At 43.4% G+C, this 16166-nt stretch carries 12 protein-coding genes; 3 read left to right on the forward strand and 9 right to left on the reverse strand.

The features are described from left to right. Positions 1 to 39 precede the first annotated feature (39 nt). On the forward strand, positions 40 to 1095 hold the full coding sequence (locus C2M32_RS10970) for a Kelch repeat-containing protein (protein WP_105168465.1): 1056 nt from the start codon (positions 40 to 42) through the stop codon (positions 1093 to 1095). Here the strand turns inward: C2M32_RS10970 and C2M32_RS10975 are convergent. From C2M32_RS10975 to C2M32_RS10985, 3 genes are all read right to left on the reverse strand, one after another. Next, a complete protein-coding gene (locus C2M32_RS10975) occupies positions 1092 to 4193 on the reverse strand; it encodes an efflux RND transporter permease subunit (RefSeq protein ID WP_105168466.1) in 3102 nt (1033 codons plus the stop codon). The genes C2M32_RS10970 and C2M32_RS10975 overlap by 4 nt on opposite strands. After that, positions 4193 to 5221: an efflux RND transporter periplasmic adaptor subunit gene (locus C2M32_RS10980; protein WP_234401279.1), complete on the reverse strand. Its 1029-nt coding sequence runs from the start codon at positions 5219 to 5221 to the stop codon at positions 4193 to 4195. The genes C2M32_RS10975 and C2M32_RS10980 overlap by 1 nt, the downstream gene beginning before the upstream one ends. Before the next feature lie 279 nt (positions 5222 to 5500). Continuing rightward, a complete protein-coding gene (locus C2M32_RS10985; protein ID WP_105168467.1) occupies positions 5501 to 6469 on the reverse strand; it encodes a DUF4382 domain-containing protein in 969 nt (322 codons plus the stop codon). A gap of 361 nt (positions 6470 to 6830) precedes the next feature. On the opposite strand from C2M32_RS10985, the gene C2M32_RS10990 reads away from it, so the two are divergent. Then, entirely contained in the window at positions 6831 to 8699 is a 1869-nt protein-coding gene (locus tag C2M32_RS10990; RefSeq protein ID WP_158678207.1) for a methyl-accepting chemotaxis protein, read from the forward strand. Positions 8700 to 8735: 36 nt separating this feature from the next. On the opposite strand, the gene C2M32_RS10995 is transcribed toward C2M32_RS10990, so the two are convergent. The 6 genes from C2M32_RS10995 to C2M32_RS11020 all read right to left on the reverse strand — a co-directional run bounded on the left by C2M32_RS10995 (position 8736) and on the right by C2M32_RS11020 (position 13996). Further along, positions 8736 to 9104, reverse strand: a complete 369-nt coding sequence (locus C2M32_RS10995; RefSeq protein WP_105168469.1) for a hypothetical protein — start codon at positions 9102 to 9104, stop codon at positions 8736 to 8738. A 5-nt stretch (positions 9105 to 9109) separates the two neighbouring features. After that, complete coding sequence (locus C2M32_RS11000) at positions 9110 to 9958, reverse strand: PhzF family phenazine biosynthesis protein (protein ID WP_105168470.1); 849 nt, start codon at positions 9956 to 9958, stop codon at positions 9110 to 9112. Positions 9959 to 9963: 5 nt separating this feature from the next. Next, a complete protein-coding gene (upp, locus tag C2M32_RS11005) occupies positions 9964 to 10599 on the reverse strand; it encodes a uracil phosphoribosyltransferase (protein ID WP_105168471.1) in 636 nt (211 codons plus the stop codon). Between the two features lie 9 nt (positions 10600 to 10608). Continuing rightward, complete coding sequence (locus tag C2M32_RS11010) at positions 10609 to 11157, reverse strand: NAD(P)H nitroreductase (protein WP_105168472.1); 549 nt, start codon at positions 11155 to 11157, stop codon at positions 10609 to 10611. Between the two features lie 85 nt (positions 11158 to 11242). Continuing rightward, positions 11243 to 11941, reverse strand: coding sequence for an HvfX family Cu-binding RiPP maturation protein (locus tag C2M32_RS11015; protein ID WP_105168473.1), 699 nt, complete (start codon positions 11939 to 11941; stop codon positions 11243 to 11245). A gap of 93 nt (positions 11942 to 12034) precedes the next feature. Further along, positions 12035 to 13996: an FAD-dependent oxidoreductase gene (locus tag C2M32_RS11020; RefSeq protein WP_105168474.1), complete on the reverse strand. Its 1962-nt coding sequence runs from the start codon at positions 13994 to 13996 to the stop codon at positions 12035 to 12037. A gap of 265 nt (positions 13997 to 14261) precedes the next feature. On the opposite strand from C2M32_RS11020, the gene sppA reads away from it, so the two are divergent. After that, positions 14262 to 16130, forward strand: coding sequence for a signal peptide peptidase SppA (gene sppA, locus C2M32_RS11025; protein ID WP_105169280.1), 1869 nt, complete (start codon positions 14262 to 14264; stop codon positions 16128 to 16130). The last annotated feature ends 36 nt before the right edge of the window (positions 16131 to 16166 follow it).

A 16166-nucleotide genomic window follows, 5' to 3' on the forward strand; every position in this document is an offset into this window, starting at 1 on the left:
ATTTGTTATGTTTTATGTGTTTATTTTTAAGGGACAAAGATGGATCGTCGGGCGTTTATTAACAAGTTAGCACTTTTAGGACTTTTAGTGGGTGCGCCTCTTGTGTCTGCCTCTACAGTGCGACAAAAAACAAACTGGGTCAACAAACCACACCTACCTAAACGCTTACAAGAACTATATCCTTGCTTGTATGAAAACCATTTAATTGTGGCTGGCGCCCTCGAACAAAGTTCTATTGAGCAAGCAACAATGGGTATTATGAATGCCTCAAAAGATTGCTACTTATTTGATCTACAAAAGCAAACTTGGCGTAAGGGCCCAAACTTACCAGTAAAACGCCATCATTTAGGGCTGGTCAGCACTAAACAAGGTATTATGGCGATTGGAGGGTTTGCTGCCAGTAAAGCAGATCCGTGGCAAGTTAGAAGTGATACTTTCTTGCTTTCTCACTTGAATGATCACTGGCATCAAGCAAAACCACTGCCCAACCCGCAAGCCGAATCAGGATACGCCAATATAGCAGGTAATGTACATGTGATATCAGGTAGAGGTATCTCCAACGGCAATTTAACCGATGTAGACGACCATGTATTTTTCGATGGTACACACTGGCAAAGCGCCGCCCCCCTTCCTGTAGCTAGAAACTCAGGTGCCTGTGTTGAGCTAGATAGAGGCTGTATTTTTATTGGCGGACGTATTCAAGATGAACAACACGAAAACCAGTCGCGAGTCGACTTTTATGACAAACGCACTGACAAGTGGTTTGAATTAGCACCCATCCCACAAGCATGCTCGGGCATCGCGGCTGCGGTGAAAGATCACAAAGTCTATGTGTTTGGAGGCGAGCAGTATCAATACACTACTAACCAGTTTGGCAAACCAATGATGTATAGCAAGACCTTTCGTCATATCTGGCAATATGATTTCACACTCGACAAATGGCAAACACTGCCATTATCTATGACCAGTACCAGACACGGTCTGGGCGCTGTGACGACAAATGAAGGAATTTACTTAATAGGTGGGGCGGAGCGCGCTGGGGGTGAAAATACCACCAACGCGGTTGAACTACTTAAATTTGAAATGCCTTGTTAATAATCTCGTGCCTGCGCCAATTCATTTTGCAGCCGTTTAGTTTCATCAGCTCTTGGCTTGGCAAATCGAGCAAGGCCCAAGTAGATAATAGGCGTAAGAAACAAGGTATAAAACACCGAAATCCCGAGACCACCAAATACAACCCAGCCAATCGCATTCCGCGCTTCTGCACCTGCTCCTTCTGACAATATAAGAGGTAATGCACCGAGTAACGTTGAAAACAAAGTCATTGTTATAGGCCTAAAACGGACCATAGCTGCACGTTGGATTGCGGTTCTTACATCATGGCCATGATCTCGTAACTGATCGGCAAACTCGACTAACAATATGGCGTTTTTCGCCAATAATCCTATCAACATCACCAGTCCTATTTGCGAATAAATGTTTAAACTCGTGCCTGATAGCTTCAATGCCAAAATAGCGGCAGCTATACCAAACGGCACTGTTATCATCACAACTACCGCACTGTTTACACTTTCAAACTGTGCAGCCAGAACCAGCAATACGATAACAAACGCGAGCACATATGTAAGCATCACTTCATAGGCTGTTTCTTCGTAGGTTAACGCTTCCCCCTTGAACGCTAGATCAATATCCATCGGTAATTTCTCATGTGCTAGGGAACGCAAGATCTCGACCGCTTCACTCATCGTCATGCCTGAAGGTAGTTCTAAATCCATTTCAATGGCTCTGCGCTGCGCATAACGTTCAAGTTCTGCCGCCACACCTTCCTCACTTAAAGTCGCAACGCTTGCTAAGGGGACCAGCTTACCGAAGCGACTGTTAACATATAGATTAGCCAAATCAGCTGGGGTCTGAACCAAATAATTCTGTGCTTGGAGAATAATTGGGATAGATTGGTCGCCTACATTCAAATCAGCAACATCATCGCCATTTATGGCAGCACGCAATGTTACAGCGATGTCTTCAAGCTCAACGCCCAGTTCTTCAGCTCTGCGGCGGTCAATGTTCACGCGCAGTTGAGGCTGTGAGGGCTGATAGGAAATATCCGCCTTACCAAACTGGGGGTAAGCACGTTCAAGTTCTGCACTAAATTGCTCCGCAGCACTAAAAATTTTCAAATAATCGTCACCTAACAGCGCCAACTCTATACCACCACCTTGACCACGTAAGTTAAGACTGTTGGAACCAAAAGGCCGTGCGGGTGCACCTGGGATTTGTCCAAGCGGACCTCGTATTCTGTTGATGATCTGCTGCTGTGAAAATTCCCTTTGTGACCAATCTTTAAGAGGCACCGTGATAAACACGATGTTGGGGTCCCACTGACCTACCACAGTGTAAATTGACTCTATTTCTTGCTGCTCTACATATGGCAGTAACACATCCTCCATCGCTCTAGCCTGACGGTCCATAAAGTTGAGCCCCACACCATCAGGACCTCGGGCAAAAATGCGAATATTCCCTCTGTCTTCGTTGGGTAATAGTTCACTTTCAATTTGCGTGTATAACAAGCCAGAACCAATCGCGCTTACGATACAAATCAATAACGTCAACCAAGCGTGGTTAAGTACCCAGCCAATCAGATTGCCATACACCTCCACACTTTTTTGCCCTAAGCGGCTAAAGAGATTCGCCCTTTGTGTTTTTTTCTTCGGAAGACGAGACGTCAACGCAGGTACTAGTGATAAAGCAACGAAAGATGAAATAATCACAGCCCCAGCCAGTACCCCTCCGAATTCTCTAAACAATCGTCCTGCGGTAGAGGGCAAAAATGCAATGGGCACAAAAACGGCCACCAATACGGCTGTCGTTGCAATCACCGCAAAAAACACCTCTCGAGTTCCCAATACCGCCGCAGCTCGGCTGGCTAAACCTTGCGCTTTACGTCTTTGAATGTTCTCGCTGACCACGATGGCATCATCCACTATTAACCCTGTAGCCAGTACCAACGCCAGTAAAGTCAGTATATTTATCGAAAACCCTAGCAGCCATATGATTGCCACCGATCCCATTAAAGACATTGGAATTGCAATGGCAGGCACTATGGTGGCACGCCAAGAACCGATAAATACCCATAGGGTGATCACCACTAACATAATTGTGATTAATAGCGATTGGAGTACTTCATCAACCGAACCTCGGATGAACTGAGCATCATCTTGCGTAACGGTTATTTGCAGCTCAGGAAAGCGTAGCTTCTGTCTGGCGATAAGCTTCAAAACTTCATCAGAAATCTCTATGGTATTCGAACGCGCTTGACGTATCACCTCAACGCCAATCACGGGCTTACCGTCCAATCTCACCATATTGCGAGGATCTGCTGGGCCAAAATAAACCGATGCCACATCACCAATACGTGTATTGTCTTTGATGATCATTGAACTGACTTGCTCAGCGGTCACCGATGTAGCATCCGCTCTCACGATAAGTTGCTGATCTACTGACTTCAAACTACCTGCAGGTACATCGAATGGTGCTTGTTTTAATACCCTAGCAACATCTGCTACAGATAGCCCGTAGCTAGTCAGTTTAATTGGCTCTAAAGCGACCCGCAGTACCCGCTCTCTGTCACCATTCAAGCGCACATCAGCGACCCCTGGGATGGTCAAGAACTGAGGAGCCAAATCGCGCTCAACTCTCGCAGTAAGAGACTCTAAGTCAAGGCTGTCACTACTGACGGCTAGACTTACAACAGCTTGGGCGTCATTATCAGCTTTAATGATAGATACCCGCTCGACCTCTTCAGGCAATTCCCGTTGTATGCGGCTAACGGCTTCTCGTGTCTCATTTGCTGCATCTTCAATATTGGTTCCTGGGCGAAACTCTACCACCACTCTACTCGAATTTTCTTCGCTTTGAGCCCTGATAGATTTGACCCCTGACACGCGCGCAGTAGCACCTTCTAGCCTACTAGTTACTTCGGTGTCAACTGTTTCAGGAGAGCCTCCTGGAAAAGAAGCTGAAACCGTCAGCCTTGGTCTATCTACATCTGGCAGTTCACGAACTTCAACACCACCGAGCGCCGCGATACCGGCAATGATGATCAGCAGATTTAATACAACAATCAAAACTGGCCTACGAATAGCGAGGGAAGGTAAATCCGAGAGCGCATTAGATAACAAAGGGCTATTAGACATCAGTTCACCTTCGCTAATTGTGGGTTAATAGCCTGTCCCTCGCGCAATCGCTGCACGCCCTCAACCACTAACATCTGTTGCTGCGCTATGTTCCCATCGACCAACACATGGTTTTTTTGACGTTGAATAACCTGCACGTCGACACGTTTTGCTATGCCTTGCTCCGCAATCCAAATATAAGGCCCTGTAGGGCCCCACATTAACGCCGCCTCAGGTATCGCAGCATATCGTTGACCAAAGTTCATCAGTGCAACTTTAAAACTCATACCGGGAATAAATTTGTCTTGTTGATTATCTATTGCCGCCTTGATACGAATGGTACGACGCTGGCTGTCTATACGTGAATCTACATGGGCAATTTGAGCATCTATCGGCCCCGTATTGCCGTACCACGGAAATACACGCACATGTGTGCTGTCCTTGAGTAAATCCAGCGCCTGTTCTGGGGCATCAAAATCGATATATAGAATTGAGCGGTCGTCCAAGGTAGTTAACTTGGTTTGGTTGGTAACCCAATCACCTGCTTCGATATCAGTGAGCCCAACCACGCCAGAAAAAGCTGCTACTACTTTATGATCCGCTATATCATTCTGAGCTTGTGTTAAAGCAACTTCAGCAAGGGCTACTTTTGTCTGTGCGTCGTCCAGCGCGCTTTGTGTTGTTGCACCATTTTTAATACTGTTCTGGAGTCTAAGCAAATCGCGCTTAGCATTATCCAATTGAATTTGGGCATGCTTTGCTTGTGCTTGCTCTTTTCTATCATCTAGCTGGAATAGAATATCTCCCTTGTTCACTCTCTGGGCGCTTTTAAAGTTTACTTTTGTGACTCTATCTGCCACTGCGGGAAACAAAACAACAGAGCGATGGGCGTCACTTGTGCCAACAGCTTCTATTCTGTCATGTGTCGCTACAAATTCGATAGGTGCTGTGATCACCGCGGTTGCGGGACGTTTTTCATTCGCTTGCAGCATGGTTGACGTCACTACAATACAAGATACTAACAACGCTAATAATGAGCGAGACTTCATGGTATTCCTTCGTTTAACTTTGCTTAATCGTGCCGTATTGTTCACGGCTTAGTGTAACTCGGCAGAGTGTCGCGCTAACACCAAAGGTATTAATACGCTGTGACACAATGATTTAGATCTATCAGTTCGGTTTTATAACTGACTAAAGGTTAGCGTCACAATGAATTTTACACTACTTTACAAGCACTAACGTCCGCTCTATCAACAAACAAAAAAAGAACCCAAAGGATATGATTTCCTTTGGGTTCTAGAATGAAGCGAAGGGGGTAAATTATTTGATTAAGAGGCGCTGTCAAATGTCACCGTGGTAGCACTATTCACCTCGATAGATTGTTGCTGATAAATTGAGAAGTCAGGATCGTCAACTTCAGGATCATCAACGTGACCTAAACAACTGAATCCAATCTGATAGTTTGCTGGTGTAATAAACCCGATAGCAAACTCATTGTTCGCGTCCAACGTCGCGGTAGCGATTGGAGAATTGACATCCACAGGGTCTGTCTCGAAGATATCACTCGGTTGCTCAGCTTGTTCGCTGTACAAGTAAACGACATGCTTGTACTCACCTTCAGCAGGAGCAAGTTCAGAATTATCGGCGATACATGCTTGCTTCAACGCCTCTGAAACTGTGCCGGAAACTGTAAACGTGGTTTGGGTGTTTTCAAGACGAATTGTCGTTGGCTTTAAATACACCGTGGTACCACTTTGAGGTAGCACTAACGAACGGTTAAGATCAAATTCTAATACAAATGCATTGTCTCCTTCGTTGACAACTACATTATTAATTTGAATTTCGCCAACACCATCATTTCCTTTTCTTCTTACATCCAACGCAACTTGTAAATCACTATCGTATGTAAGATGCGATCCCAAGGACAGGTTTTCAACACTCGTGCCATTGACAATGTTGGCCCGCAACCATTCATATTCACCAGCTTCCAGCTCTACATCAACTAACAATGGGAAAGCCTGATCGCCCGTGTAGTCTAGTAGGTTAATTGAAATTGGGTTTCCATCCTCATCCCTAGTCTCAAAAGTTTGTTGAGTATCGCCTTTTTTCATTACGATACCGTCAATCACAATGTTTACCGCGCTGACATTACTTACCGCCGCATCAGACACCCCAAGTGTCATGGTGGTTTTATCTGATGGGTTCGGCTGCGTAGTGCTCGAACCACTATCTGAACCACCACATGCAGCCAACGCAACCGCAGCAGCTAAAGGTAATAACGTTCTAAATTTAGTCATGGTAACCTCTGTAATTATTCTAAAAAACACAACTTGTTTTAAAGTATAAAGAACTAATCTGAACCCACCTTTAATCAGAACTTAGTACCAGTTTTTAACACGGTGCTAGTCCGCAGCTCACCAAACGACAGTAAATAGATTAATCGCGCAGAAATAAGAACGCTTCACTAAGGCATAGCCCAGAGTAAAACCCGCAATACGCGTTTGCGCAAAACGTAACAAAGTTATTACAGTTATGTTTAATCTATTGGGAATTAGCTATTTAAAGTTTTGCGATATCTGGTACATTAAACTGAAACTAACATTGCAAGTTTTTGTTAATGTTTTACATTTATATGATGTCGGGTGTTGGAGATGTGCCGTGAAGTTCAAACACAAAATTGTTATTGTATCCTCGTTAGTCTTATTTCTAGCGCTCAGCGTTTTATCCATTAAGCAATACTTTTCAATTAAAGAGAATTTAGAACAGCAAGTCAGTCACAACGTAAATGAAATAATCCAAGGGATTAGTAACACTGTAACAGCACAAATGCAGGGCAGCACTGATTTGGCTTCGTTAGCAACTTCATTGGTTGCAGGCACTGATTCACTACAAGAAGCATACCCGATATTATCCCAACCTAAACTGACCGAGCAATTTTTGCTTATCGGATATGGGGAAGAAAGTACCGGTAAATATGTCGCTAGCGATCCATCGTGGAACCCAGGACCAACGTGGGACCCCCGTAAACGACCATGGTATACCGATGCTAAGAATGCTGGAAAGCTGATAGTCACCGCCCCATATGCTGACTCAGTCAGCAAAGAAATCGTGGTTTCAATCGGCACCCCTGTATCCAAACAAGGCCGCTTTCACGGTGCGCTGTTTTATGATGTTAGCCTTGCGAAATTAGGCAATATGATTAATTCATTTAATCTTTTTAACGCCGGTTTTGCATTTATGGTCAGCACCGACGGCACCATCATCTCCCACCCTGATGTCGCACTCAATGGTGATAAAGCCAGCAAATTTTTGGGTAACACCACTTTCAGTCAAGAGTTACAACACATAAAGCTGGATGGCAAAGAGTACCTTATTGACTTTCAAAAAGTCGATGGCTTTGACTGGTTAGTGGGTGTTGCATTAGAAAAAGACAAAGTCTTTGCCGCTGTCTCTGAGCTAACACAGGACTCAGTGATGTTTACAGCTCTTTTCGTCATAATCAGTATTATCGTGCTATCTTTTGTCATCAACCTGCTGCTAAAACCACTCGCAGACATCAACGATGCAATGGCTAATATCGCCAAGGGTAACGCCGATTTAACCGTGCGTCTCAATACCAACAGCGATCCTGAGTTCGCAGCGCTTGCAGAGAACTTCAATTTGTTCACCGCCCGTTTGCAACAACTCATTGCTGATATACAAGTACTAGGACATGAAATTTTAGAAGATGCAAAGCAAACATCTTCTGGTGCAAATCAATCCAGTACTGCAATTTCAAGACAGCTTCAATCTCTGACCTCCCTCACCGCAGCCACGGAGCATATGTCTGAAACCGAACAACGAGTTGCAAATTCAGCACAAGAAGCAGCTGAAGCCATTCAAAAAACAGATAGTGCAGCGGTTGAAGGACAAAGAATTGTCTCACAAACCACAGATACAATAGCTCATCTCTCAGAGCAAATTTCAACCGCCGTTGATGTGGTAAATGACTTGGAGGTCTCTACTAGCGGTATTGAACAAATCTTATCGGTTATCAATGGTATCGCCGAACAGACTAACCTATTAGCGTTAAACGCTGCCATTGAGGCCGCTCGTGCTGGTGAATCCGGTCGAGGCTTCGCAGTTGTTGCTGATGAAGTACGTACATTGGCGCAACGCACACAAGAAGCCACTACAGAAATAAAATCCATGATTGACCAACTACAAGCGGGTGCCGTAAATGCGGTTCAAGTGATGAAACAAAGTCAAAGCGTGGTGGAAAAAACAGTCGGCAAAGCTGATGAAACGAGTGATTCGTTGCAAGCCATCCGCTCAGCAATCGAACACATTGTACAACTTAATCTGCAAATAGCAGATATGTTAAATGAACAGCGACAGGTGGTTAGTGAAGTCAATAACAACGCCATGGAAATAAGAAACATCTCAGATATGGTATTTAATGAAGCAAAAACTGTCGACCATACCATGCAGAGTCAGGTTGAGAAAATCGCAGAACAAGAAAGTATGCTTGAGCAGTTCAAAGTATAATCACAATAATAAATAGCAAGAACGGATTCGCTCTTGCTATTTATTCAAATTACACAAGTGATCAAACGTTAAAATACACGCCGCTAGTAATAAGCTAAATCCACTCCAAAGCAACCACGGCTCACTGAAGACACCCACATACATCACATAGCCAAGAATTCCACTGCCAACTTGGGTAATTAGAACATGATATACACTAACGTTAGGGTAACGCATTGCGGTAACTGACATCACTAACAAGGAAAGCAGCCCCATTAGAGCTGCAATCACGCTCATAAATGACGTGAAGCTGGTTTCTAAGTCGCGTAGATATACATAGACACTTATCAGGCTAACGCCAAACCAACCAAAGCTGGCAGGCCAAATAAGTATCCTTAGAACATATTTGATCAACATCACTTTCATTGTGGTTAATCACTTAATACAAAATCACCAACATGGGTTACATAACCGCTGACAATAATATCTACAATTTCATTGCCATCACACTTTAAGTCCACCTTAATTTCACTGGGCCTATCTACAAAGCGCCCCTGCCCAATTGAAATATCTTGCTGTGTTGTCAGACCTTGCTGATATAGATATGCGGCAACAGGCCCCGCAGCACTACCCGTTGCGATATCCTCAACACTACCCAAGTTGTCCCAAGTGCGGCCTTCGAAGTTATTCACATCGATAAGATATAAAAACTTCGCCTGATATTGTTCAAGCATTGACTCCAACTTGTTGGTACAAAATGAGACTTTACTTAAGCCATGTTCAATCGGCAAAATTAGATATGGCAAGCCGGTACTGATCACTTGTACTGGCAAATCTTGAGGCTGTAATTGCTCTATTCCTAACGCAGCATAGAAAGGTTCAGCTTGCTTGGTGGTCAGAGTATTAATAAACTCAGGCGCTCCTTGATGCATTGCCGCTAAGAAATGCTTGCCACGCCAGCGACTGCTTAATTCAACCACCTTTTGATTCAGTTCAATTGACCAAGTATGTGTTTCATTTGGCGCACCAAATAGTTCATGTAAATGGTAGGCCAGTCCAATTAAAGGGTGACCCGCAAAGTCCAGTTCTTCTTCCATGGTGAAAATCCACGCGCGATAAGGCGTGACACTGGTATCTACAAAAATTGACTCAAATTGGCGCATCTCTCTGGTCCACGCCTGCATTTGCCTTTTGCTTAGGTTTTGGCAATCATAAAATATTGCCAAGCCGTTGCCTTGTAATCTTTGCTTACTAAATACATCAACTAGTTTGCATCGCATCGTTATCACCCGTGAGGCTTTGTAACTGAATCACCATTTAAACCGTGCCGAATATCTTCAATGTAGCCATGTTCATTTAAATGGCTGTCTAACGCCGCTGTGTATATTTCAATGTCAGGATGTGCATCCAGTGTCGCTTTTACACCTTCAGGGGCAGCAACGAGTACAATCGCTTTGATGTGCGTACACCCAGCTTTTTTAAGCATATCTATGGTGGCTATCATTGAACCGCCCGTTGCCAACATTGGATCGATAACAAGACTCAAACGCTGTTCAATTTTACCCACTAGCTTTTCAAAATATGGCACTGGCTCAAGAGTTTCTTCGTTACGTTGTAAACCAACAACACTCACTTTGGCTGATGGAATAAGCTCCATCACACCATCCATCATACCGAGACCCGCACGTAAAATAGGCACTACGGTAATTTTTTTACCCTGTAGTTTAAACACCTTGATCTCGTTACCCTGCCAGCCCTTTATTGAATGTTCTTGTAAGGGCATATCTTTGGTCGCCTCGTAGGTAAGCAAAGTGCCTATTTCACTGACTAATTCACGAAAACTTTTGGTGCTAATCCCATACTCTCTAAGCAGTGCAAGTTTATGCTGTACGAGTGGATGCTCAATCACGTGTAATGGCATGACTACCTCTTATAAATCACTAAAAAAAGTTTCAGCTTTATGGCGCACAGGTTTCGTGCAAGCCACGGTTGGCGTTCCTAAGTATAGATAACCTACAATCTCATCTTGCTCATTTAAACCTAGCAAAGATTTTACTTTTGGACTTTGTGCAAAATACCCTGTTCTCCAAACCCCTGACAAATGCTGTGCAAATGCTGCCTGTTGCATGGCAAAAACACTACATGCAGCGCTCTCTATTTGCTCAATTCTTGGCACTTTTGGATGCTCTTGATATGGACTAATAGCAATGATGATCATCGGTGCTCTTTGAGTGAGTTCTTTTGCACGGCTTATTGTGCGTTCATCCTGATTTTCACTTACCGCTGCTTGGTGGTAGATTTCACCTAATTTATCTCTGCCCTCACCCTGCACCACGATAAACTTCCAAGGCGCTAAACCACCATGGTCTGGCACTTTTAGCGCTGCTTTTTTGATGACTTCTAATTGGGCGTCGGTTGGGCCCGGAAATGACAAATTACTGTCTGATTGACGAGTTGTAAGTAGCTCGATGGCATCCATAAAACCGTACCTTAATTGCTGTATTTTGTTGCTAGTGAGAATACCATCGTCTGCCCATATCATCTATCAATGATGTGATTTTTTGTTACTTTTCAAGGCATTTGTTTTTTACAGCGCGCTTAAGCCAATAATCCACACTGACATATCTACCTCCACCACTAAAAATTAGGCTGAGTAACATAGCAAAGTAAATTGCAGCAAATTCAATCCCATTGTTTAAGATAACCACACTGCCTTTTTCGTATAAATAATCTGGATAACCATGGATTTCTATCAGTGACTTTATTTTATCAAGACGCTCTGCGACCTCGACGCTATTGTCTAAACTAGCTTCTGCAGCGGGTATGCCTAACCAACTAAATGCTAATGCTGAGCTGGTTTGCGGGTTTGATGGCGCAACAGAAAACCAGCCATTGTCCCAGTGTACCGTTGTCGCGGCAACAAACATGGTAAACAACAGTGGTATGGACACCAGTCGTGTGAATAAACCTATAAACAGTAACCAACCGCCTAGGAATTCACTCCATCCTGCTAAAAATGCTAGTAAATCAGGAAAAGGCAATCCAAGGCCCCATTGTTCATTGCCAAACCAATCTACAACGTTTTGGTCTGCCAATAAGTTATTAGGAAAACTATATTGGTCACTGGCTAAATTGAGCTTGCTATATCCGGCGACTATCATCACAGGAGCGAGGATGAGTCTGAATAATAAGGCGGGGAACCCATTGAGTATTTGCGCTTTATCAAATAAATATTGGTAGGTTTTGTGAAATGTACAAAGCATAAGCGGCCTTTAAAATAATCCATAATTACTATAGTTATTAGTCTAGACCGCTTTTAAGCTAAGTTTGTTGCAAAGGGAACTGAACAAACAATTTTATATCAATCGAGCTGCCTGTAATGCTTCAAAGATGGCTCTTTTCGCATCTATCGCACTGGCTAACTTTGCGCCACCGATAACATGGTGATTGTGTGGCAAGTCCTCTTTATTAAACAACTGGTCATTAGAAACCTGACCTATACATGCGATCACTGTATCAACATCTAGCCATTTTTCTTCTCCGGCTTGTCTGATGAGCAAACCTTTATCAGAAAATGCTAGATATTCACATTCAGCGAGTTGCTCAACTTGATGCTGCTTAGCCACTTGTCGATGTATCCATCCCGTAGTTTTGCCTAAGTCACTACCGAAACGTCCAGAACTGCGCTTTAACATATATAACTTACGAGGATCTCTAAGTGGCTGAGCTTCACATTCAATCCCCCAATGATGCTTAAAGTCCTCGATGGATTGCTCGCTTTTCTCCGCTAAAAACGCAACCATGTCAAAGCCAATACCGCCGGCACCTAATATAGCTATTTTGTCGCCCAGTTCTACTTCTTTGCGGATCACCTCATCATAAGCAAATACACGTTTGCCATCACTACATTCAATGTTTGAAAGTCTTGGGCTAACGCCTGTGGCAAATACCACATCATCAAACTGTTTAGACATTTCAGTCTGATATTCGGTGTTTAACTGCAATTCAACGTTCAATCGCGTTAGCTCAGATAAGTAATAAGCAAGTGTTTTCTTAAAATCTTCCTTACCCGGAATTCTCATCGCTAGATTGAACTGACCGCCAGGTTGAGAATTTTTGTCAATGAGTTTTACCTCATGTCCCTTGCTTGCGAGATAATAGCTTGCAGATAATCCAGCGGGCCCCGCCCCTACCACCAGCACACGCTTTTTCTTTGTGGCAGGAAGCAACGGGTAATCCAATTCAAAACCAGCCTGTGGATTAACTAGACAGGTTGCTCTTTTACCTTTAAACACGTGATCTAAACAGCCCTGATTACAGCCAATACAAATATTTATTTGTTCACTTTGCTGTGCGGCATATTTATTAAAGAACTCTGGATCCGCAAGAAGCGGTCTAGCCATGGAGATCAGATCGGCTTCCTGATTTTGCAAAATGCTATTAGCAATCTCTGGAGTATTGATACGATTAACCGCAATGACGGGTATCTCTACCACATCTTTTAAGCGTTTAGAGGCTTCCTTAAATGCACCCGGTGGAACCATACTGGCGATTGTCGGTACTCTTGCTTCGTGCCAGCCAATCCCTGTGTTTAAAATATCAACGCCCGCCGCTTCCAACGCTTTTGCTTGCTGGGTCACTTCTTCAGGGGTCGAACCATTTGGGATAAGATCCATCACCGAGAGTCTAAAAATAATAATAAAACTGTCTTTGACGGCGGCGCGCACCGCTTTAACAATTTCAACAGCTAGACGCATACGATTTTCTAATGAGCCACCGTATTCATCGTCTCGCTTATTGGTATGGTTAGCCATAAACTCGTTGATCAGGTAGCCCTCTGACCCCATTATTTCGACCCCATCATAGCCGGCCTTTTGAGCTAATTTAGCTGAATGAGCAAAGTCTTTTATAGTGCTTTTGATCATCCCCTTGGACATAGCTTTTGGCTTATAAGGGTTAATGGGCGCTTTTATCTCGCTTGGAGCCACATTAAAAGGGTGATAAGCATAGCGACCAGCGTGTAACAACTGCAGGCAAATCTTAGCACCATGTTTATGTACTGCTTGTGTATACGCTCTGTGTTTGATTACATCGTACAAAGTGTTAAACGAAGACGAAATCGGCGTCAATTTACCACGCAAATTGGGGCTATACCCACCAGTGATGAGTAACCCTGTCCCCCCTTTAGCACGAGCCTCATAAAACGCACTTAAACGCTTACGATTATGCCATCCTTCTTCTAGGCCTGTGTGCATTGACCCCATCACCAAGCGATTACGCAGCTCAGTGTGTTTTAATTCTAATTGTTTTTCTAACATTACTTGCCCCGACTAACTGGTCTAACCTGTGCAACATTAACAATTTTTTGTGATTTAGCAAGCATAGGTTAACGTAAATTTTTTGTTCATAGGCTGACTATCATTGCTAACTTGCTATTTCTGTGTGTAAACAGCTTAGTTTTCAGTCTAATTTGTTTTGTTAAATACTTCGTTACGTTTTTGAGGTAACAACCAAATATAAACTGAGTTATGATATTCACATATCATAGTTAGCAGTTTGTTCTGATGAGGATTAGTTTTGAATCTGATTGGTAAATTTTTTAAAGCGTTATGGCACGGCTTAAACTTTTCACGCCGTTTAGTCTTAAACATCATTTTTTTCATTATCATTGTCGCAGCACTTATTGCAGCATTTAGTGGTAAAGATGAAATTACAGTCTCTGAAAATAGTGTGCTCAGGTTAAACTTAAACGGGTATTTGGTCGAAGAGTTGACCTACATCGACCCATTGGATGCAGCATTACAAGATCTCAGTGAGTCAAATGACCAACCGCATGAAATCTTGTTAGATGATGTATTAGAAGTCATTAATCGTGCTCGTAAAGACGATCGAATTCAAGTGCTTTGGCTAGATCTTGAAAACCTCTACGGAGGCCACCTTGATAAGCTTGAAGTCATTGCTCAAGCAATAGATGAGTTTAAAAGCGCGGGTAAGAAAGTCATTGCTCATGGCTCATACTACTCACAATCTCAGTACTATCTAGCCTCACATGCAGACTCAATTTCATTACACCCATATGGTGCGGTGAAAATTCAAGGCTTTGCGTCTTATCCTCTGTATTTCAAGGATGCTTTAGATAAACTAAAGGTCACTCAGCACATTTTCCGCGTAGGCACCTACAAGTCAGCCATAGAGCCGTTAATTCGCAATGATATGTCTGATGCTGCAAAAGAAGCTAATCGCTTATGGCTTGGTGAACTTTGGCAGCAATATAAGCATGAAGTTGCTGAAGCTCGCCCATTCGGGTTAGATAATTTTGACGAAACGCTCAACGACTATGAAATGAAAATACAGGCTGTTCAGGGAGATTTCGCGCAATACGCTCTAAACAATCGCTGGGTCGACGAGCTAAAAACCGATCAGCAGCTTCACAATGAATTTATCGAACTAGTTGGTTTAGATAAGCGTGGCAAAACCTTTAACCATATTTCATTCGATGAATATCTGGAAATGATTAAACCACCAGTGCAGTTTGAAAACCCTGTTACTGAGAAAGTAGCAGTCATTGTTGCGCGCGGTACTATCGTTGATGGTAAACAAAAGGCAGGTAAAATTGGGGGGGATTCCACAGCTGCACTACTCAAAAAAGCCCGCCTAAATGATAAGGTCAAAGCAGTGGTACTACGTATTGATTCTGGCGGTGGTAGCATGTTCGCTTCAGAAACGATTCGTAATGAAATTCTAGCAATTAAGGCTGCGGGTAAACCAGTTGTTGCTTCTATGGGCTCCGTGGCAGCATCTGGTGGCTACTGGATTGCGGCTTCTACCAACGAAATTTGGGCTGCACCAAGTACGATCACCGGCTCTATTGGTGTATTTGGAGCGATTCTGACTTTTGAGAACTCATTGAAAGAACTGGGCATATACTCGGATGGCGTATCGACCACTGAACTCAACAGCATGTCTCTGACCCGCGGTATAGATAAGCAAATAGTGGATATTTATCAACTTAGCGTTGAAAACTCTTATGACAAGTTCATCTCACTGGTTGCCAAAGAACGCAATATGACCAAAGAAGCGGTTGATAAAGTTGCTCAAGGCCGTGTATGGACGGCTACACAGGCAAAAGAGTTCGGTCTAATCGATAACCTTGGCTATAAGAAAGATGCCATAGAGGCCGCAGCGAAGCTTGCGAATCTTGATTTTTATGAAGTAATAACTATTGAACAAGAGCTATCAGAGAAAGAGCAATTACTACGTGAACTGTTTGGTTCTGCTATGGTGAAATCAGCTCTGGCCGGCTTTGCGCCAACGCCATCGATAGTAAAACTTGCCAATGGTTACCTCTCACCGATTACGTCTCAGGTTGAGCAAAATCTTGAGCTGCTTAACCAATTTAACGACCCAAATGGTACGTATGTACGTTGTTTAGTGTGTGAAGTAAGCTTCTAACCTGCCAAAGTAAGTCAGCTATTGATATACTAAGCC

Source organism: Pseudoalteromonas sp. T1lg23B, assembly GCF_002964665.1.
GTDB lineage: Bacteria > Pseudomonadota > Gammaproteobacteria > Enterobacterales > Alteromonadaceae > Pseudoalteromonas.